Genomic DNA, 23,107 nt, shown 5'->3' with positions numbered 1-23,107 from the left:
TATAAACAGTGATATTTGTGAAATTTATTTAAAAACAAATAAGGTTATTAACAAAACACCTATTTTATTAACATTTTTAGCTAAAATCCTTGTAAACACTTGTACAATCCAGTTATACGAGTAAATTTGTGTAGAAATAATTAAGTTTAACCAAATTAATAAACATTTTATTATGAACAAATCAGAATTAATCGATGCAATGGCAGCTTCTGCTGGAATTACAAAAGCAGCTGCTAAATTAGCTTTAGAGTCATTTTTAAGCAACGTTGAAGGCACTTTGAACAAAGGTGGAAGAGTTTCATTAGTAGGTTTTGGTTCATGGTCAGTTTCTAAAAGAGCTGCTAGAGACGGAAGAAACCCACAAACTGGTAAAACTATCAAAATTGCTGCTAAAAATGTAGTTAAGTTTAAAGCTGGTGCAGAATTAGACGCGGCAGTAAATAAATAATATATTTTTTACATAAAAATTTAAATCCCGCAATTGCGGGATTTTTTTATATTAATTTGATTTTGTAATTTATTTTTGATAATTTTAAAGTAAAATAACTTGTTTATGATATCAGTTTTACCCAAAAAAGGACATTTGCTGATAGCAGAACCTTCTACGATAGGAGATCTTTCATTTAATCGTTCTGTTGTTTTGCTTGCCGAACATAATAATGAAGGATCTGTAGGCTTTATACTGAATAAGCCTCTAAATTATTCCATCAATGACTTAGTGCCAGAAATTGAAGCTGTATTTAAAGTTTACAATGGAGGGCCTGTTGAGCAAGATAATTTATACTTCATACATAATGTACCTAATATAATACCTAACAGCATTGAAATTGCTAATGGAATTTATTGGGGTGGTGATTTTGAAACCACTAAAACATTAATTAATAATGGTGAAATTTCAAAAAATAACATTCGTTTTTTTCTAGGCTACAGTGGATGGGAAACTAACCAACTTGAAAAAGAGCTTAAAGAAAACTCATGGATAATTGCTGAAAACAAATTAAAAAGCAAACTACTTTCAAAATCTTCTCAACATTTTTGGAAAGAAAAAATAATAGAGCAAGGTGGAGAATATGTGCTTTTCTCAAATGCTCCTTCAGATCCTATGCTTAATTAAGTCGAATCTGAGCATTTAATCTCGTCAGCAACATAGTCGCTGTTTTTACAGTAAACTCTTTTTTTCTATATTTAGTAATGGGTTGAATTCCTTTTATTACATTCGTTACAAACAACTCATCTGCTTTTTGTAAATCAAAAGGAGAAATCGATTTTTCAACTACTTCCAAACCTTCAACTTTCTTTGCCAAAGCTAAGATTTGCTTTCTCATTATTCCGTTTAAACACCCATCTACAACTGGAGGAGTAATTAAAACATTATTCATCACCATAAAAATATTCCCTTGCAATGCTTCAATAACATTCTTTTCCTCATTTAAAAGAAGACAATTATCATAGTCATTTTCAAAAGCAAAAATACTTCCTGCAACTTGTATTATTTTGTTATTAGATTTCAAAGTGGAAAACAATTGTTTTGTTACATAAGCATCTTTATAAAGCTCCACTTCATAAGATTGATTCTCTATAACATATAAATCTTCATTTAAAGAAGAAAAAGTTACAACAAACTCAACGTCATTTGTCTTTGGTAAATAAAATCCATCTCCTTTACGATAAACAGAAAATCGTACTCTATAAGCTGATTTTTTGTTTTCATCAGCATTAATCAACAATAAAATTTGTTCTTCAAAAAACTCCATGGTAAAGTTCATTGGAATTTCCATTCTAAAAATACGCATAGAAGCCATGAATCTAAAATAATGATCTTCTAAAAATAAAACCTTATTATTTAACACCTTAACTGTTTCAAAAACAGCATCTCCAAATAAAAAACCTCTATTACTCTCAATATTTACAGTACTTGTTTCCTGTATATTTCCATTAAAATTTACCATAACAAAAAATCCCGATTAAAAATCGGGACAAATATAATCTTTATAATTTAGTTTAAACAGAGCCTAACACATGTTTTAAATCAGAAATTTGATTTTCCCATAACAGCTTAGCTTCTTCAATTTCGTCTTCTTCTGCAAAATCCACAACAACAAGTGATACATCTTTTGTTATATCGTCTTCCATTATTTTTATCTCAAAATAATATTCCGTGTCATTATCATCTTCATCCAGCCATCTAAACTTAACTCGTTCACCTGTTCTTTTAGCCATTAACTTCGCTTTTTCTTCTGAGTCATCCCAAATAAACGTAAAAAGTTCTCCTCTAGAATTTACATTATCAGCAAACCATTCAGACAATCCTGAAGGCGTAGAAATATATTGATATAATAGCGATGGTGAGGCATGAAAAGGGAATTCTAATTCGTATTTTACTTTTACTTCCATTTTAAAAAATTTATTTTGGAAATATAGAGAGAATAAATTTAAAAACCAAAAAGAAAAAAAGAGAATTTTTCTAAAAAAATATTTGTACTAAAGAGAATTAATTATATATTTGCACCCGCATTCAACAAGGATGTATAACCAAAAAAATGGCGAGGTAGCTCAGTTGGTTAGAGCGCAGGATTCATAACCCTGAGGTCACGGGTTCAACTCCCGTCTTCGCTACGAAAAACAAACCCTAACTAATCAAACAGTTAGGGTTTTTTTATATCAAAATCGTATCCATTTATTTTAACAAACGCATACGATTTATTACTTTTGAAATTATTTTCGACACCAAAAATATATACCTCAAATAACGATCTTTCCAAAAGATAGATGATATGTCTATTTTTCATTTAGAAATCCTGAAAACGGAAAAATGGAAAGGCAGACACCTATTTATGAGGAAATTAACAAACATAAAACTTTAAAAGAAAGAAAAGAAGCTGCTGAAAATCTTAAATGGCAGTCGATAGAATATTAAAAAACGGTTTCAATCCTTACGAAAATTCAAAATTTGAAGAAATTGAAAAGCACTACAACATTAAAGAAACTTTTCAATTTAGCTTAGATATAAAAAAAATATTCTTTCAGAAAGTAGTTATTCCGATTTTCGAATTAGAATTACAAAGTTTCAAAAATGGCTTAAAGACAATGGACTTGATAAGCTACTAAAAATTGAACATCTAACAAAAAAATTGTTGCCACTTATTTAAATGAAGTCCTAGAAAAAACTTCACCAATTAACCGCAACAATACACGTTCTGTAATTTCATCTTTTTTCAAAACACTTGAAGATGATGATCTTGTTAAAGATAATTTTGTAAAAAGCATACCCATTTTAAAATCTAATCCAGAAAGAAACAAAACATACTCTAACGAGTTAGAAAACAAAATATTCGAAAAACTAAACGACGACCCTACTTTAAAGCTTTTTGTTCAATTTATTTCTTATAATTTTCTAAGACCTGTAGAAGTGAATAGAATTATAATTGCTGACATCGATTTAAAGGATAAAATTTTAAAAATTAAGCCCAAAACTGGATTTCAGTCAAAAAGAATTCCTCAACTCTTAATTGATGAGATTCCAGACTTATTTAATTATCCTAAAGATGCTTATTTATTTGGTAGAAAAGATTTTGGACAATATTGGGAAGCCAATGAAACTAGCAGAAGAAATGATTATTCAGATTATTTCTTAGAAGTAAAAAAGGAGTTTGGATTAAGGAAAGACTATGGATTATATAGCTTTAGACATACCTTCATAACTAAGCCCTACAATACTTTCATAAAAGAAATGACACCTAAAGAAGCTGAATCAACCATTATGTCAATTACAAGGCACACTACAAAAACTGCTTTACGAAAATATTTAAGAGAGATAAACGCTTATATTCCTGATGATTATTCGATGTATTTGTAGTTTATTTATTTTGAAATTAACATTTCAACTAAATCATTAGACTCTTCAATTATCCATTGATTATATTGTATTAATTCATTTAAGATATCTAATTGGTTGGCTGTTAATAGATATCTATACTTCTATCATGAATATTCTCCCATTTACTATTATGATCTGTTTCTATAATACCTTTTTGGGATGCCATTTGGTGTAAGTAGTTGAATATTTGGTATTTTTTCTTTTACCAAAGGATAAATAATAAATAAACCGTCAAAATCCCAATCATTTCAAATATAATAAAAAATGCAATACATACAACCCCTAAAATACAATCACTTATAAACTATGCATTTTATTCATTTTTGTAAAATGCCTAGAGAAAGAAAAAATCCTATACCAGAAATTGTAGTTTTATTTGGAAAAAGAATAAAACAATTGAGAATTGAAAAAAAAATGTCCCAAATGGATGTAGGTGCAGCTTTAGGAATCGATAGAGAAAATATGAAAAAGGTTTACAAGAACCCAAATTATCTACTATTGTGAAGTTTGCTGAATTATTTGAAGTTGATTTTAATAATTTAATTCAACCAAAAAAAAATGTAATGAGCTTTAAACTTATAAAGAGCTGTTTATTCTTAAACAGCTCTTTATAAGTTTAACACTTAAATATTATTATATTACTCTATCATGAGCAGATACTTGAACCTAATCTGTATACATATTTCTTTGTTCAAGAATTAAAATATTGGGACTACTTGGAAACCCAAATTAAAGCAAATCTTTCTGAACTTCCTAAACCCCAAAAGATTCAATTTTGTTTAATACCAATGGAATGAGTAAATCCAGCTGTAACTGTTTCCCAATCTGTATCTGATCCTACCTGAACAGGAGAATTTCTATTTACTAATGTCCCGTCTCCTAACTACCCTCTTTCATTATTTCCACATGACCATAAAGTCCCATCTGTTTTTATACCTAGTGTAAAAGATTTACTTGGATTTATATTTGTTGAAATTTCTATCCAATTAGCATCTGTTCCAATTTGAACTGGAGTTAATCATTGCTTATTTGTCACGTCTCCATGTTTAACATGTATAATCCTTCTACATACTCATAACGTAACATTTTCTGGTATTGCGAAAAAATAGCATTAACTGAAAAATGGATTTCCAACATTGACAATACACACTTAAATTAAATCCTGCAATAAAAAATTAAATAAAGAGTAATTTTTTAAGTTAAATTAAGTTAAAATTTATATTAGCAGTAGTTTTTATAAAGTTAGTAATTATTTACTCCATTTATTATTTAGTTTCCTAAATTAATTAAATTTTTGCTTGAACAAATAACTCTTAATTTACAGCACCTACGGTTTGAACAGTATTACTACCAATTTCTGTAAATTCTATAAAACTACCCATTTTCATTTGATTGGTACCTCCAGGTGCTGTAGAAAAAGCTAATTGAGGAGTTAAAACACCTCCTGTAGTACATCTCAATACTCCTTCAAATTCAATAGTTGTGGTAACTGCTGTATTAGCAGCATTTAAAACTTTACTACCTGTTCCACTAATTTGGACATTTGAGTTGGCAGTAGCTATTCCGTTTAATGTAGATGAAAAAAGTCTAGCTACATATTCCATAGATGTTATATTTAACCCTGATGTTACAAGCCATCCCATTGCTGTAGCATGACTTGTTGATCCATTTGCTATTAAGAATTTCCCTTTAAAAAAATAAGTTTTATTTGCCGATAAACTAAATGCATCGCTTGAAGTAGGAAATGCATTTTGTAACAAATTTGAATTAGCAAGTGTAAAATTTGAAGATAAAACCCCAATTAATTTTACTGGTCCAGAAACTGATAAATTCCCAATACCTAATATAGATTCTCCATTAATTGTTTTAATAGTAGTTCCACTTACTAAAGCGTCTTGTTTATTATTTAAATCATTCTCTAATCCAAATACCTGATTCTTACTTATAGAACCTGTTATTGATGAAGCAGTTCCATTAATATCTGTGACTACAATATTACCATTTAAATCGGGAGTTATATTATTTACTTGTTTTACAGGAGCAAAAGTTTCAACACTTTTTTTTGCTGTTTTAGGAGTCAAAAATTTATTATCAATTTGAGCATTTTGAGCATCTGCCTCAGAAGCTTTATCTTCTTCAATATTAAGTTTACTATCGATTAAATCTTCAAATTCTTGTTGAATTGGTCTTTTACCTGTTTCAAAATATGATTTTAATTCTCCTCTATTTTTTGTTGCCATAATTTATTTTTATTTATTTATCTTACTCTAAATGTACTACCTGTAATCATTTCACCAATTCCTCCTACTTGATTCCATGTCTCTTCATTGAAAATTGTAAGAATATTCTCTTTAGTACTAAACATTCCTGATGTATTTTCTGTTATTACTTTGAAATGGTGATATAATTTATCTCCTTCACTAGATAGTACTCTTAAATTTGCACTATTCAGCTTTGTTTCTTCTAATTGAACAAAAATTGTTTCTTCATTTGAAGCTACTTCATGAATTTTAATCCAATTTCCTTGCTGGTTCAACTTATATAAATGATAAATACCATTATAACATGTTTTATTCCATTTTAAAGTAATGAAATTCACATACCCATTTTCTTCTTGTTCAGAGTAACAGCTCATCAATGGAGATTCTGGCATATAATTTTCCACCACTGTTGTAGCCAGTAATTTAGACGGATTTGATGGTACATATTCTATAACTGCATTTGAGTTATCTTCCGAATATTCTACTTTTCGGGAAACTGTTATTCTGTAAAATAGAGGATCTCCATATGGTACCTCTACCAAATCAGAAAAATCATCAACAAAGTTCCAAATATCTTCAATTTCAAGATTTTCAATTTCTAAGTCAATGGTTTTAATCAATTGCATAGTTCTAATTGACTGTGCTTCAAGTCGATTAAAACTTCTATATAAATTTATTTTCTTTATAAATTGTTCTTCCGGATATCTATTGATTTCTAATTTAACACAAGCATTAATTCCAAGAATTCTATTTTCTAAAATTGGTATAATTCTTTTTATCTCAGGTGCTTCGGGAGAATTTGTATTAACGAGTTTAATTGGTCCTAAAATATCACTCATCTCACCCATTTTCATTTGGTTCCCTATTTCTCTAACTGAATAAAAGTAGATGTTTTTAGAAGTTCCATCAATTGTGAAATCAGTAAATTGCACTTCATTTGAATTTTGTGAGACTCTTTTAGCCATTGGTGCAATATCAAAATCTGGATGATCTGGATTTAGCATATATCCATTGCTATCCCTAACATTTTGCTTTTTGTAAATAGGCTTATAATTATTTGGATAAATTGTATTTGGTTTTATATAATCATATAAAATTGGAATTTCTGTTAGAGGAATAAAAGAATTTTTAACTGTTTGTTCCACAAAATCAATTAGTAAAATATCATATTGCACGCCACTAGTTGTAGCGATAATTACTTGATTTAAAGCACTAAATTGATTTACTAGTGAAGCATCTGAATTTGAACCATTATTTTTATTATGCCATTTAATAAAATCATTTACACTCGAAATAAATGTTGGGTTATTTGGAATAGGAAGTCTATATTTTTCTATTTCGTTTTCGGGATATTCCATATACAAACCATTTGATTGAGCACTTCTGTAGCTTTCAAAATCAAAAAAATTATCCCACCTATTTTTTAACCAAACTTCATCATTTCCCCCATAAATTTTTAAGTTTTGCCTAATATTTTTTACAGTATCAATATCATAAAGAGCATTTATAATACTATCATCATTACTTCTTAAAAATTGTAATCCATGTGGTTTATGATTAGCATTTGAACCAAAAGCGGTTGTAAAAGTATACGTTGATTTTCCATAGAAATCAGGTCGAGTAGCATATTTTGCGCCTAAAGGTGTTTGCGGTTTTATAGGAGCAACTATTTCTTGTGCAAAAAGTAAAGCTGGGATACTTATTTTTGAATAATAATCTGTAAACCCTATTGATAAATCATGACTTCTTAGTCCAAAGATTGAATATTTATTACCTTCTCCTTGTTGAGGTAGTATTTTTGATTCTGTTAAATTAACAGCCTGGTTTTGGTATAAATACACTTTATAACTTGGATAATAGTTGACTAATTGAGTACCTGTTTTAAGTTTGTCATAAGCATCTAAAATATTTTGATCCGCATTATAACCAGGATAATTATTATCATATATATAAAGTACTAAATCCCCTGTACCTATATTTTCTATTCTTATTACTTCCAGTGATTTTCGTTCACCAGTAATTAAGTGAGAGGCTTCAGTTCTTAGACGAACTAAACCTCTAAACCACTCTACCGAATTATTATTCCCAGAAAACTGAGGATGTTGGTTTAATTGGAATCCTGTAAAAGTTAATTTATAGAGACCATTAAACTCATTAGCATATAAATATGTGCCATCAGCTTGCTCTATTTCATTAACAGGTTCAGCAATTTCTTCTATAATAGCATTTTTCCAAAAACCTTTTGTTTTTTCTAAAAACCGTGTAGTATTTCCTTCTTCATCTATAAGATGAATTACTTCTCTTTTTAATTGCCAATTAGGATTATTAGGAAGCCCTAATTGAATTTTAAATACAAATGGATTTGCTAGAGAGTTTATAGTATTGAATGGTGTATTCCAACTAGTAATATTTTGCATGTTTTCTACCAATTGGAAATAACCATCTTCAACTATAACTATATCATCTAATTCACTATTTTTCAAAACTTTTAGGGTAGGATAAGTTGATGTGTTTTCAATTTGATAAATAAAGTATGCATTTGTTCCCATCAATACTTTTCCGCCAATAAAATTATTTTCTTTTCCTTGAGGAATTAATGGTGATAAATTTAAGCCTGTACTTGATTGATTAAAAACTCCTGTATTTAAAGTTACAACCAACTCATTTATCGGATCATTATTTTGGCTAATTATTTTACCCTCAATTACATTAGGTGTTTGATTTCTAAAGAATACTTCGACTTCTTCTGCAAATATATCTTTCTCATCTGGATAAATATAATTGGGCTCACCATTTAAGGTTTCACTTTCAATAGTTGTAATAGCAATGTCGTTATACTTTTCTTCAATTTGATAATTTGTTAACTCTTGATTGGTATGATAATCAAAGGTAAGTCTTACTAAAGTTTTATCTGTATTAGAAATTGTTCCTATTCTATCTTGTTCTTCCTCTGAAGTAAGTAATAAAGGAGACTCTTCTCTAATTAATAAAGCATTTATATTATGTGGTGGTTGTAATTGATTTTGGGGTCTTATAATTGTATTAATACTTAAAATATCATTTCCTATAGTGGAACGTGAAAATATATTGATACCGTAAGTTAAATAATTATAAGTACCAGAATCTGATTGCTTATGAATGTAAAGTACATTATTTTGTTCTGGTAGCATTAATGGAATGGTTTCATTAGTTCCAAGATTACCCTGAAAAATATTTCTGTAATTTATATCATGACTCAATTCTGGTTTTACCCAGTTTTGCTGATTGTTCATTTTATATTCTAATCCAGCAGATACAGCATAAGAAAATTCAGATTGATTAAATAATTCCGAGGTATCATAGAATGGAATATTTACTAATTCTTCAGGTAATGGATTTGATTCTAGTGTAACAAAGCGATATTTGCCATCAGGTGTATACCCTTCATTATCAGTCATCATTACTGGAATTTCTTCATCATTCTGGGTTACAATTCCTGGTACAATTTGATTTAATTCATAGGGTAAAGGAAGTCTTTCATCATAAATACTTGTTGGTAAACTCATAGAAATGTGTTGCAATTCTCGTTTTCCTAAACCATCTTCCAAATCTCCAAAAGTGGTATATTCAGACAAATACACATATTTTTCACCTGTTAAAACTATTGCATTTATATCTAATATCCCTAGACCTAACATTCTTGCCACATGATAATCTAAAGCCCCTACATTAAGAATGTCTAATAAAGGTAAACTTGTGAAATCATCCTCAGAAACTGGAGGAGTAGTACCGTCTTCATTTTCAATATTTAGATTAAAATTGATAGTTTCAATACCTGTTGGATTTGGGTTATTACTATCAGTACTTAATGCTAAAAACTTAGCAACAACTTCTTTTATATTTCTATCATCATCTTGTATTGTGCCATTCCACTTATCTATATAATTATTAATATTTACATTTTCACCATCATTAAATCTTGGCCATTTTGAATTAACAAGTCCAGAAGTAGGTTCTAACTGCGCTAAAACTTTAGTGTCATCAAGAGACAAAGCATATTTTCCTAAAGGATACCAAGATTGAGATGCATTTTTACTGAATATAAAGTCTGCATAAAACTCTAAATGTATTTTTACTACCAAACACGCTGAAGTTTTAAAACGAATAGATTTACAATTGTCATTAAAAATTTTCAAATTTCCAAAATCATTACTTCCATATTTTCCTCTTGAAGAAGTTATTTTTGGAGCAAGTTGTAGATTTTTCTCTACTGATAAGGTTTCAGTAAGTATTTGAGAAGTTTGAATCACATTACTAAATTCAAAACTACTTCCAAAAAACAAATCTTTTTTACTTTCAATTTCAATTAAGTTACCTCCATAAGCTTCAATAAAACTATAGGTTTGCGTTAATGGATCTATTTCATTAGCTACTGAATCATACTGAGCTGTATTTTTGAAATACACATAAATTAATTTTTCAGCTATTTTGTATATCCAAAATCTTTGCGCAGGATTAACAACATTGGGTGGCAAAGAAAAATCTATAGTTGTTATCACAGGACTATATTTTGCTCTATATATACTTACATAATCGTTTGGTTTATTGAAAATAAAATTCCCACTTGTATAATAATCGCCTTTAGGTAAATGCTTTTCTCCTAAAATACCTCCAAAAAACCATCTTAAGTGTATTCCTTTAGTAGATCCATCTTGAGCTGTCGAACCCGCTACATTTAGAATGAAATTTGGAGATTGTAGACTTATATTTTTTGATATAACAATTTGACCATCAATCGAGGTGTTATTACAGTATTGTTTTATTTGAGACGTAATTGTTTTTTCACTAGCTTCAATATCTTCAGGTCTATGGCTAACTTGTTTAATAGCAACCTCAATAGTTTTTAAATATATTTTAGAACTATTAAGTAAAATGGTGGTTAATTCTTTAGTCTTACAGGTGTCTAAATTTGTATTACTATTAACAATTAATGAACCTTCTGTTTGATTGAAAAAAAGACTAGTTAACCTATTATTTTTTTCTTTTATAAATCGAATCCCATTATTTGTACTTGGAGCTATTTCAATTGTTTTTGTCCATAAAGCATTTAAGTTAAAATCTAGTTTATGAACATAACCCATTTGCTCATTATAATGAACTAAATAGATAATATCATTAGTTATTTCTATATGTGAGCCACAGTTTTGGGTATTTACTAAAATTTTGTAATCCACTACTTCTTCTTCATATAATATCTTTGTAATAAAAACAGCTTTATCATTAATTGAATATCCTGAAAGTAAATATCCTCTTTCTGGTATAATTTTAAAATCATGAATGTTACAGAAAATTTTATCTATTAAAATTGTATCAATATATTTTAAGTCTTTATTAAAACTTATAATTATTCCTGTTGAGTTTTCTAAAATAACTCTTCCAGCAATTGCTATTCGATCGTTATCAGCAACAATTGAGGTAATAAGTAGTGGTTTTCCATGTACTACTTCTATAGTATTAATAACTTCTCCATTATAATCAAACTTATATAGTATAGGGTTAATTGAATAATCCGTTTCACTTCTGTCTGAAATCACTACATAAAAAGAAGTTTCCTCTTTGGTTGTAACTAGATTGCAAATAGCATCACTATCTTTCCAGTTTAAAAGTTTTGTCCACATTATTTCCCCAGAAGAAGCATCAATAGCCATTAGGGAATTAATGTTGTCAATTACTACATTTAAAACATAAATAGTTTTAAGTTCACTAGTAAGATCTTCAATTTGAATTATTTTTTTACATTCAAAAGAAGATGAACCTTCTGCATTAAAAGTCTTTTCCCAAATTATATTTCCAGATAAATTAACTTTAGTAATTAGTCCTTCATTTTTAGTTTTACCAATTGCTAAAACAAATGAATTACCATACTCATAAAATTGTTCTGAATAGTAATAATTAAATGCATCGGGTTTTGTATATCTATTAATAAATGTCATCATTCTTTTTTTATAAATCAATACTAATTGTTTCTACAGCCAATTCCATAAGTTGCGTTCCGCTCCAACCTAAATATTTGAATTTAATATCTAGCGTTGTTTCATCGATAAAAATGCCATTTTTCATAATTAAACAGGAAGCATAATCTTTGGCATATAATATGGAATAATCGATACTATTATTATTTAAAATTGAGATGGTGTCTTCTAAAAACGAAGCTTCAAAATTTGGGCTATTAAATGACTCTGTACTTCTAATTAAAAGCCCCACTGTTGCTCCATTTAAATCTTTTAGAATATTAAATTCAGTAGTTTGGGCTGGATCTAAAGGCTTCAACTTAAAGACGCCTTCAATGACCCTATCAAATAAATCAGTATAGCCTAAAATGCTTGTATTTATATCTACGTTTAAATTAGACACAATTGCATAAGCCTCATTAAGCATTTGCTGAGAAAAATCATGTTCTAGCTTATAAATCGCTTTAACAACATTTCCTTCTTCTTCATGAAGAATATAACTTTCGATATGTTCTTTGAAATTTCCATAACGAGAAGTTTGAAATACAAATTTGTGAACTTCTTTGTTTTCACTAACCCCAATATTTCTAGTTGTATTTAAGTAATCCGTAAAATTACCATCTCCATTTACATCAAAAGCGTTGTTTATGATTGCTGTATATAATTTTTGTGGTTTTAAATCTGTTACCTCAACGGAATAAGAATAACTTTTAGGAACTAGTGGTTGGCCTACTTCGAAATTACAAGGAATCGATCCGTTTTCAATTAAATTTTGTAAAATTTGAATATTTAATGGTAATCTTGGATCATTATTGCCCACCCACTCTGGTTGTCCTTCACTAGTTGTAGTTTGAGGAACAACTTCAGTAGTTGTCTCAGTTATAGCTAATGGATAATTGAGTAATAACTCTGTAACTGGATCTTTTATTTGGATGTTTAATGCTCCTTTTATTTCGGTTAAACCTTTATAAGAAGACCAATTTTTGAACATATGAAAAGCTAGTGGTTTCACAAAATTCAAAGTTATTTTACATTGATTATTTTCATAATAAATAGGTTTAGCCAAAATTAAATTCCCATCGATGTTAGGATATGATTTATTATAATCTAAGTATTTTCTTAAACTTGTTAAACTGTATTTATCTGGATTGATTAATTTCCCATGTAAAGAAACTACTGCATCTTTATTTTTTCTATTAGTAATAGTTCCATTTTGATATTCATTTCCATATTTTACACCATCAGCATCATGGAAATGCCCTAAAGGTCCTGCGGTTTTAAATCCATAGTAATATTCTTTTGAACTAGTAGTAGTAGCATCATTATTAACCTCATCTTTCAGTTTAAAAGAAATATAATAATTAGTATTGGGTCTCCATATAGGTTGCACTGTATTTAAAACCGATTCAATTAAAGCTTGATTTTCTGCTTCTTGAGCCGCTTGATTTGGGATGGTTGCCTCAAATTCATATTCCAGAACTGTTTTCCAACTCACTTGTTGGAAAGAAGTAGTACAGTTTTGTTTTTTACATTTACATTTCCCTTCTTCAAGTAAAAAATTCAATAACACAGTTACTGCATTATTTAAATTTGAATAAATAGATAAAATCTCATTCTCTGAATAATTATTAGTAATGGCACTTTGTAATGAATTTAATAAAATAGAGCATGGATCATAATAGTCTTTCCTAATTAATTGATGGATATAAGCAAACTGACCCATCATATTTTTGATAAGATTCACAAAATTCCAATAACACTCCATATTCAAGTCTGCAGAACTTGTAACTACTCTTTCAAAACACCCTAAAGCAATTAAACTATCATATAATTCGCATAATAGATTATCTCTATCTTCACAATTTATTTGAACACAACCTGTTTCTAATAATTGATCCAATTGACGAATCAAATAATCATATTGAGTTCTATCGTTAGGCAATGTTACATTAACATAATCATCAGAACTCTCATAAGTATCTGTAAACAAAGCTTCTATTTCTTCTTGAATCGCTAAAATTTCATCATATTGAGGCGTAACTGGAATTATTTCAATTTTTAAAATAGGATTGTTTATATTATCAAAAACAACTTCTGTTTCTAATTCTTGTACGGTTTTGGTTTTCGTTTCAACCAATTCATATCCAATAAAACTAGAATTAGGAACTATAACCGTTTTGTAATAATTAATTACAACTAAACCTGCATAACTATTTAATTTCAAATTTACTTTTGGAGCATCTTCTGGCAACAAAATCATAAAGCCATTTAAGTTATTAAAAACTAAAGATTTTGCAAATCCAAAAGAATTTTGCACATCAGAGACTACTAAATTATTATATTGAATGGAATTTGGAATATAAGGATCCGCTCCAAATTCTCCTATAGCAGAAAAATAAGCTCCATTAATAAAATGCCCATTTTGCTGACCTGTTAGCGGATATATATGACCAATATTTTTATTCAATACGTTTGAGGAATGCCAAACATTTGAAGTATTAGCACAAAATAAATTAGAAGCAGTAATTCCATATTGTTCTGGAATAAACCAACCTGGTTCTCCTTGTTCTGTATAACTAAATGGATCACCTCCTAATATACGAATCATGTCATATTGATTTCCTGATCGTTGCCAATAACCTATTTTTTTTGAACTTGAACTTGGAACATTTGGATCCAAAGCTTCTACTGGATGATAATCTATCCAACTTGTACCGTTCCAACATTTAATCGCAATACTTTCAATGGAATATTTATGTTTTACTTGACGTAATACATGTCCACCTCGAACAGTTTTTTGAGGTGGAATTAAGTCAACAAAATTTTCTGCACCTGAAGTATGCCCACCTATTTTTGATGTAACCAAATTTGGTACAACTCCTTTACTAAATTTAATATCAATAAAAGTATCTAAAGGAATCACATCTTCTATTAAAGCAATTGTCGGCTCAGTATTAAAATATTTAATTTTAAACTCTTCATTGGTCAGCATATGAACTCCTTTAACCAAATCATTTAAAATATTTGGCGTTCCAGCAGTTCCATCAGATAAAACAGGTATTGGAGAGGTGTCTACTTCTCTATTTTTTTCCCATTTGAGTTGTAAACTTATATTAAATCTAATTTTTAAAAATCGTAACACTCTAACTCTTCCTGAGAAGCGTAATTGAGCATAAATCAAATAAGGTTTTACAGCTTCACCTGATAAATAAGCGTTTAATGAAAAACCAATGTAAAGCACTCTCCAAACATTGACCTCTATTCCTCCTCCTAAATGAATATAGCCACCAAATTGTGGTCTTTCAAAACTTATTTTTGCTCCTATTTCTACAAAAGCCCATAACCTGACTTTAATACCAAAGAAGTTCTTCTTCAGTTCATAATCCATTCTAGCTCCAAATTCTAATCCTTCAGATGCTATCATCAAATAAGAAAGCGCTCTTAGATTAACAACATCTTTAAATAATGTTGCAGTGTTTGGTTTTTCTCTTGTACCAATATTTATGTACCAATGTCTTGAATTATTTAGCGGAAATAAGGCTTCAACATTAGCATTTAACGTCAATACCTTTCCAGTTGCAGTTGGCATTTTAAAATCGGCCCCCATTCCTGCTTCAATTGTATTATCGCCCCAAGCGACCATTGCCCAAAAAGGAGGTTCTTTACTATCTGTTAAACCTAATCTTGAACTAATAAGTGATGCTCTTGCCTCAATCATAAACAAAGAAGGAATAGAAAGCAAAACCATCGCACGCATCGATAAAACAGTTCCACTATCGAAACTGGTTCCTAAAACTGCTCCTGCACCAAAAGAAAAAGGATTACTATAGCCTTCTGATTGATAAGGGCCACTAAATTTAGAAACATGAATTCCTTTTGGAGGAAATTTATAATAATCGTACCACGTTGCAGTTGGAGGTAAAGCAGGAATTGCTTTCTTCTCTGCTACATATCTAAAACCTACTAATCCTCTAAAACCATAAATGGCAAAAGAACCTAACGGAATAGGTTTTGGTAACTCTATTTCTGCATCTACAATAAAAGCTGGGAATTTTGGAGCTAGTTTCATAGCTGCTCGTCCCGTTATATTTCCTTTTTTTAATTTGAAATCTATTTCTCCTACATATTCTTGAGAAGCTCCAGGTTCTGGAATGGATAATAAACCGTGTAACGAAACTGCTTTTGTTTTTGCAGGTACTACTAAATCAATCTCTATGGTTTGAATGTGTAAAAAAGAATGTCCATTACCCCCATTTTCATCATCGTCGTTGGTATAATAATATTTTATTCCTTCTCCTCTTGCATCTAAGGCAAAAGGGTCTACACTAATGGCTCCATCAAAACCAATATAATTGTAGCTACGCAGTATTCCTTGATGCTCTCTTTGAATGGAACCCATATGAATTCCTGTAACCGAAACATTAACTGGACCTAAAGGCAAATTAATATTTACAGGTAAAAAACCATTACCTCCTACAATTTCAAATTTACCATTGCTATAAAAACGAAGCCTTGGAATTATAATTTTTTGATCTCCTAAAAGTTCGTTTATTAAACCACTTGGGAAGCTTATTTCTACTGAAGTGCCAACATAAAAATTAGTATCTTGTTTTCCTAATTCTAGGGAAAGAAAATTAAAATCTACATAATCTCCTATGCGAGCATGAACAATCCCACCATTTGCAGCAGCAGTTAAATTAAAATCACCTTCATGGTCTAAATGCCCTAAAACATCTATTTTAAAAGGTGCTCCTGGAGAAACAGGATGATCATCTGGAAATTTTAATTTTGGTATTTCTAATGCAGCTGCTATATTAGAACTGGTTACAAGATTTTGTTTGAAAGTGATGTCGAATTTACTAAAACCTATTTTGAAACCTGTAGTTTCTGATCCAATTATGAACCAGAAATAATCGTTTTCTGTTATTGGGTTACCCAAAGCTACTGCTTCCAATCCTATAATTCCTGAAATTCCACCTGTTCCTACTAACAATCTTTTCCCTGTTAGTTTTACTGTTTGCTGAATGGAATTATCCTTTGAAAACCATTTTTTTGGTAAATAAATATCAATTTTATCACTGTAGAACCCCATAAAATCATCTGGTCTTCCATCCGCTTCAGCTTCTATGATATTATTTTCTTTACTTAGGTCTAATTTAAGATTTTGAATATTGATAATTAATCCAGTATTTCCTATTTGAGCTGGAACAATGGTGTTTAAAACTAATTCCATATTGTAACCAAATCCCTTTTCAGTATCGGCATAGAATAAGGCTTCTACAAAAGTAAAAAGCACTTTTGGATACCCATTTGCATCTGCTGGTATTACAGACAGTCCTCTCGTGCTATTTGGGCTTGCAACATCACTTGGATTATATGGATTTACACCATTTTCATCATATACTGGTTGTAGTAAACTTCTTGGAAATTCTACTCCTGCTATAAGTGTTAGTGTTGCTCTAAATTTTGGTATTAAAATATCTTTAATAAACGCGTCTAAATCATCAGGTATAAAGCTTTTAAAAAAAAGTTTAACTCTACTTAATGTAGTATTTAAATCATCATCTAGTAGATAAACACCAAAAGCGGTTAAAGAAGCATATTGATTGCCTCCTTGAGTATATATTTCTTGAACAATTTCTGTGAGAGTTGTATTATTGGTTGGTGGTGATAAAACAATAGTTGTTTCTGCATTTATATCTATTACAAACTGTTGCAAAGGTGTAATATTTGCATCTGATGGAGTAACAAATAAATTTATAAAGTTTGCTAGTACTTGTTCTTCTGATATATTTAGAACTAACAATGCCATTTCAAATAACTCTTGGGGAGCGAATGAAAAGGAGTCAATATTAAAAGAGCGTAAATAACCTAATACTTTCCATTGATACTCCACTGTAATAGGGAAAGAAGAAATGCTAAAATCATTTCCAGTTACATCTGGATTCAATACTAATGAAATTCCTGAACCTGGTAATTCTATAGCTAATCTTTTTGGAGAAACAATATTCAAGCTATAAAACGCAGCATCTCCTCTAGGACTTTTAGTATATTGTAAATCTTTATAGTGAATTTTACCTAGCAAACCCACTAAACCTTCTTTTATGAAACCTAATATTTCTGGAATATCTTCTTCATTCAAAATTGTGGATAAAGTAGGATAATATCTTTTTGTTACGGCAACAGAAGGTGTTTGTGTATTTGGCATATTTCGAAAATTAATTGCTTCTAGAATCTTAATAGTGTTCATTTTGTAAAAACCACATGAATATCATGTTAAGATTCATTTGTAAATTTAACGCCAAATTCATTGCCAGTCAATCCGTATTTACACGGAATTTTACATTGCGTGTAAACACGTAATATTTATATAAAACACTCTTTTTATGGTGAATTACTATTCTTTTAAATAGATGAAATACTACTAAACAAAAACCGCAAAGCCAAAAGAGATTTGCGGTTTAGTATTGTTTTAAAGTTATAAACTTAGTTTTTTAGAATTTCCCTTAAAATTTTCGCAATATTATTAGCATCATCCTTACCTCTGTGATGAGTACCTTCTAATGGAATTCCTAATTCTTGAAGTGAGCCGTCCATACCTAATTCATGAGGTAATTTTTGTTTTAAAGCAAAAAGCGTTTTTACATTAATATGTGATGGACTAAATGGATAACCTTTGCCTAAATCGGTACATTGTCTTTGAAATTGTTTCAGATCATACGCGCCATAACTTGCCCACGCTCTGCTTTGAGTATCATATTCTTTTTTAAGAATGCGAAGTGCTTCTTGAAAAGTGACTCCTTCTTTTTCTATCATTTCTGATGTTATTGTTGTAAGTTGTGTACAAAATGAACTTATAACTGAACGTTCTGGTTTAACAAAAATACCTCTGTTATTTGTTATCTCTCCAGTATTTATATCTAACAAACATACCCCTATTTCAATAATATCATTATCCATTCCTTCTGGGTTTTTACCTTCCCAACAGGTGGCTTCTATATCTACTACTACTATTTTATCTAATAATTTTGCCATGATTTATAATTGCATTGGAGGAACCAGAGGTTCTGGATTTGTAAAATATGCTAAAATTTCTGGTGTCATAAAAGGTAATCTTTCATAATATGTGCCGTAAAATAAATTTATATTAGTAAAATTTCCTTCTGCAACATTATGAGAAACGTTAATCGTTAAATTCCCGTTTTCAAAATCAAAAAATATTTCATCGTCTTCTTCATAAACAAAATCCAACTCTTCTTCAACATTTACCACATGTTTACCTTCTAAATAATAAACTTTACGAATACTAACCGAACTTTCTTCAGATTTATAGGCAACACATCTGTTATTAATATCTATAACTTCTGTTAATATTAAAGGACCTAAAACTCCATTTTTATATTCATAAAATTTCCAAACTTTATAACCGTTTATTATTTCTAAATCTTTTGCAATAGTATAAGTTAAATTATTGTCTAGTTTACTGAGTTCAGTATTTAAATCTTCATCAGGATATATATATATATCTATATTTTGAACTTCTTTGTCCCAATAATTTATGGATTTTTTAATACGATTATTCTCAAAAGCAATTTCTTTATAATCATCTAATTGACTTGCTTGTTGAGGCGTAATTAAAATTCCGTCAGTATTTTTAAATTCTTTATATGTACTCATTTTCTTTTGTGTATAAATTAGTTAATATTTTAAAGACATTACTGGATCAACATCATAAGGAGATCCTTTGATAATAATTGAAAATCCAATTTCAGTTTCATCAGCACTGTTTTTTATATAAAAAATATGCGTTCCATCGTCTCTTTTTACGGCTTGTTTTAAATCATCTAAAAATCCATCTGGTTTAATATAATCTTTCCTAATCATTCCTTTTTTTATTCCTTTTTTTACATTAATTAAAATTGTATTAACTTCTTTTTCAATGTTTTTGGAATTCCATGTAGGATTTTCTAATCTTAACTGCTTTCTATAATCTCTTTCAAGACCTTTTAAATAAATATTGGCTTGATGTTTCGATATATATATTCTACCATCAAAATCATCTGGTTTAATGATATTACCATCTCTTGTTAAAACTGGAACATCATTTACATTAGGATCTAAATCATGTGATTTAAATTGTACCGAACCTTGAACTTCATACTTTGCATTAGAAATCCCTCTTTTTTTACAAAAATCATCTAAAAAAACTTTTGCTTTCTGCGAGAATAATTTATAATCCTGCAAATTGTAAAAACCTGTTACGAATCCTCTTTTTAAAATTACATTTGCGTAGTAATTAATAATAATTCTTGATTCAGTAAAAGTATAACCTTTAATAATTTTACCCACAAGCTGTCCAGTAACTGGGTCTATTATTTTTTGATCAACTCTACATGCAAATATAACAAAGTCTTCTATTATTTTTTGATCATTTATTCCATTTTGAATAAAATCTTGTATAATTATTTTTAAATTATTTTCATCAAAATTTAAATTAAAAAACTTCTTATTAAATACACCATTACCATTACTAATTCGATTTAAAATCTTCGGTTGGATTTTATCATAAATTTTATCAATCTTAATTAAAAGATCAGCGGCAGCATTTAAGTATTTGGCTTTACCAGTTTCTGTCATTACTTCTGCTACTTCATCTAAATTAGTAGCATTAGGTGATACATTTTCAAGCCTATTTTGTAAATTATTTTTTATAGCGACTTCATCAACACCTCCGCCAGCATTTTTAATAACTCTTGCGGCTTGCTTCTTTAATGCTAAACTAGTAATTGTATCGCCCACAGTAATCGATAGAGTGGCAAATTGAAAAACAGTGATGAAAGTCTTCATACTTTTACAAAACCTGTAATTTTCCCAAGCTTCAATATCATCAGGATTGGTACTATCTTCTGGTACATTTGGTGGGTCACAAGAGACAAAGTTTGCAAAAAAACCTATTACTCCAGACGAAAACTCAATTCCACCAAAAACCACTCGCAATCCTTGCTTAGTAAATAAACCAATTTGCCCTTCAGCTAAAGCTGCCCAACGTAAGTGTTTCAACTTGGTTAAATTACCTATTCCTGAAAAAGTTAATATGCCATCAATTAAATAACCAAGCATGTTTTCAGCATCACTCTGATCTCCTGCATCATCTATATATTTCAAAACAAAAACAGGAATTAATGAATTGATTGCTTGACCATTTATTATTTGAGTTTCATTTGTTGACGTTGTTAATAAAGGTGATTTTGTATCAATATCAGTATTAACAATTGTTACAGGTTGGTATAGATCATAAACACCATAAATTAGATTACTATAAGTTCTATAATTTGAATTCCAATCATTATTATAATTTGTATCCGTTGGTTTATTCTGGGTGGCAATTATTTTTTTTCCTTCAAAATTAAAATTAAAATTATCATTAAAAATACCAAATAGCTTATGAGATTCATAGGGCAACACGATTGGTGAAGCATTCTCGTATTTTTGCTTGTATAATGTAAATTCTTGAACATCTCCTATAGTTAAACTTTCTGTTACCTTATAAGTTTCATAACCTATTTCGCTTGTGTAATAAAACAAACAGCCTATATTACCTAAATCATCATCATCAATATAAAATTTAGCTATTGAATTTTCTGAATCGTCTAATATTTTAAACCCTAATGTTCCAGGTTTTATTTCATCATTTTCATTATAAGGATTAAATCTACTAAATTGCCACAAAAAATAGAGTCCTTGAACAAAAGCTCCTCTAGTATTATTGGGCTTGTAATTAGTTTCAAAAACCCAATTTGTTATTCCTACTATACCTTCTGTTATATTATAGGATTGATTTAAATTTTTATATATTACCTCATAAAGAGTTATTGATTCTTTAAATATTATTCCATCTTTTTTATCTTTTAGTAACTCTTGAAGAAAATAATCGACAGCTGATTCACCACTTTGGTCAACTTGAAGGTCATTAGAACCAAATGAATAGGTAAGATTCACTATAAAGTTTTGAATAGCAGTTTCTGACAAATAACCTCTTTTGCCATTAGTATCATAAAAAGCACTGTTATGTTCAATTATATCATCTACAATTAAAAATTCATCTGCAATAAAATGGAGCATCTCAATTTTTTTATTTACATCAATTTGTTGTAGAGTTATTGGATGTAATGATGAAGCCAAAGCAATAGCCTTAATTATATCAGAACCGTCACTAATATAATTTAGATAATTTGATACTGAACTATAATAATTCTTTAAATCAGCATAATAGCCCGTATAATAATTCCTTATGGCTTGATAATCGGTAGGATTTATAATTAATGAAAGTTCCCATTTATCTTTTTGATGTTGCTTTAAACTGTCATCAAAATCCGTAGAACTAAAGGCTTCATAAATCTCTTCATCAATATTATTAATCATTTGGGTTATATTTGCAATAGTATTAATTAATTCAAAATCATCTATATTAGAATTAATAATGTTGTTTACAAAAAAATTATAAGCAGTTAATGTAATTGCTCCCGTTTGAGTTATAGAATTGAAATTACAAAAGGAATTTGAAGGATTTATTGCGAAAATAGCAATATTAATTTCATCATTAGTGAAAAAATGACTTTCAGAATACAACAGTTTGTATTCATTCCAACAATAAGTGTTATTTGAAATCAAGTCTTGGCCCACATAAGAAACAACTCTTTTTTTTAAGACAATTTCATCTCCATAATTTGCATAATCCCAATCTTTAAACTTAATGATTTTTGATTTGTCTTTAATAATTTCCGCTTTATAATCTAAATATTTTTCTTTTTCGTAATATCCTTCTTCAATTCCATCAAAATCGACAAAATGATGAAAAACTATATTTGTATCTTTTGTTTTAAAAGATGCTAAATGACCAGATGAATAAAAATGTAATTGGACAATATTTTCTGTTGTTACAACATCTCCATTTTTTAAAATTGTAGCTTGTTTCATAA

The 23,107-nt window shown here is 29.2% G+C and carries 14 protein-coding genes and 1 tRNA gene; 6 read left to right on the top strand and 9 right to left on the bottom strand.

All coding sequences use genetic code 11. The features are described 5' to 3' along the window. Nucleotides 1-172 precede the first annotated feature (172 nt). Together LXD69_RS09705 and LXD69_RS09700 are read left to right on the top strand one after the other, a co-directional pair. Entirely contained in the window at nt 173-448 is a 276-nt protein-coding gene (locus tag LXD69_RS09705) for an HU family DNA-binding protein (RefSeq protein WP_045967898.1), read from the top strand. Nucleotides 449-553: 105 nt separating this feature from the next. Further along, nucleotides 554-1,114 carry a YqgE/AlgH family protein gene (locus LXD69_RS09700; RefSeq protein WP_045967896.1) on the top strand — a complete coding sequence of 187 codons (561 nt, stop codon included), beginning with the start codon at nt 554-556 and terminating at the stop codon, nt 1,112-1,114. Here the strand turns inward: LXD69_RS09700 and LXD69_RS09695 are convergent. Beyond that, entirely contained in the window at nt 1,107-1,949 is an 843-nt protein-coding gene (locus tag LXD69_RS09695; protein ID WP_246914941.1) for an aminotransferase class IV, read from the bottom strand. The two genes, LXD69_RS09700 and LXD69_RS09695, sit on opposite strands and share 8 nt — an antisense overlap. Nucleotides 1,950-2,001: 52 nt before the next feature. Then, nucleotides 2,002-2,394 carry an START-like domain-containing protein gene (locus LXD69_RS09690; RefSeq protein WP_045967892.1) on the bottom strand — a complete coding sequence of 131 codons (393 nt, stop codon included), beginning with the start codon at nt 2,392-2,394 and terminating at the stop codon, nt 2,002-2,004. Between the two features lie 148 nt (nt 2,395-2,542). Here LXD69_RS09690 and LXD69_RS09685 point away from each other — a divergent pair. From LXD69_RS09685 to LXD69_RS09670, 4 genes are all read left to right on the top strand, one after another. Continuing rightward, a tRNA-Met gene (locus LXD69_RS09685) sits at nt 2,543-2,616 on the top strand. A 279-nt stretch (nt 2,617-2,895) separates the two neighbouring features. After that, the gene (locus LXD69_RS09680) at nt 2,896-3,108 is read left to right on the top strand and encodes a hypothetical protein (protein ID WP_052705150.1); all 213 of its coding nucleotides are present in this window, start codon (nt 2,896-2,898) and stop codon (nt 3,106-3,108) included. Between the two features lie 301 nt (nt 3,109-3,409). Beyond that, nucleotides 3,410-3,856 (top strand): hypothetical protein, encoded by a 447-nt coding sequence (locus LXD69_RS09675; protein WP_052705148.1) that lies wholly within the window; start codon nt 3,410-3,412, stop codon nt 3,854-3,856. 351 nt (nt 3,857-4,207) lie between these two features. Further along, on the top strand, nt 4,208-4,381 hold the full coding sequence (locus LXD69_RS09670) for a helix-turn-helix domain-containing protein (RefSeq protein ID WP_246914938.1): 174 nt from the start codon (nt 4,208-4,210) through the stop codon (nt 4,379-4,381). Nucleotides 4,382-4,760: 379 nt separating this feature from the next. Here the strand turns inward: LXD69_RS09670 and LXD69_RS18085 are convergent, their stop codons facing one another. The 7 genes from LXD69_RS18085 to LXD69_RS09640 all read right to left on the bottom strand — a co-directional run bounded on the left by LXD69_RS18085 (nt 4,761) and on the right by LXD69_RS09640 (nt 23,105). After that, complete coding sequence (locus LXD69_RS18085) at nt 4,761-4,841, bottom strand: hypothetical protein (RefSeq protein WP_394799755.1); 81 nt, start codon at nt 4,839-4,841, stop codon at nt 4,761-4,763. Nucleotides 4,842-5,190: 349 nt separating this feature from the next. Beyond that, nucleotides 5,191-6,117 carry a hypothetical protein gene (locus LXD69_RS09665; protein ID WP_246914936.1) on the bottom strand — a complete coding sequence of 309 codons (927 nt, stop codon included), beginning with the start codon at nt 6,115-6,117 and terminating at the stop codon, nt 5,191-5,193. A 17-nt stretch (nt 6,118-6,134) separates the two neighbouring features. Continuing rightward, nucleotides 6,135-12,113: a hypothetical protein gene (locus tag LXD69_RS09660; RefSeq protein ID WP_246914934.1), complete on the bottom strand. Its 5,979-nt coding sequence runs from the start codon at nt 12,111-12,113 to the stop codon at nt 6,135-6,137. 7 nt (nt 12,114-12,120) lie between these two features. Further along, nucleotides 12,121-18,378, bottom strand: a complete 6,258-nt coding sequence (locus LXD69_RS09655; RefSeq protein ID WP_246914930.1) for a hypothetical protein — start codon at nt 18,376-18,378, stop codon at nt 12,121-12,123. 236 nt (nt 18,379-18,614) lie between these two features. Beyond that, a complete protein-coding gene (locus LXD69_RS09650) occupies nt 18,615-19,163 on the bottom strand; it encodes a 3'-5' exonuclease (protein WP_246914928.1) in 549 nt (182 codons plus the stop codon). Nucleotides 19,164-19,166: 3 nt separating this feature from the next. Further along, nucleotides 19,167-19,805, bottom strand: coding sequence for a hypothetical protein (locus LXD69_RS09645; protein ID WP_246914925.1), 639 nt, complete (start codon nt 19,803-19,805; stop codon nt 19,167-19,169). A gap of 21 nt (nt 19,806-19,826) precedes the next feature. Next, nucleotides 19,827-23,105, bottom strand: a complete 3,279-nt coding sequence (locus tag LXD69_RS09640) for a hypothetical protein (protein ID WP_246914921.1) — start codon at nt 23,103-23,105, stop codon at nt 19,827-19,829. Between the last annotated feature and the right edge of the window lie 2 nt (nt 23,106-23,107).

The sequence above is a fragment of the Flavobacterium sediminilitoris genome, from assembly GCF_023008245.1.
GTDB classification, from domain to species: Bacteria; Bacteroidota; Bacteroidia; order Flavobacteriales; family Flavobacteriaceae; genus Flavobacterium; species Flavobacterium sediminilitoris.
This window is presented reverse-complemented; position numbering and strand designations above follow the sequence as displayed.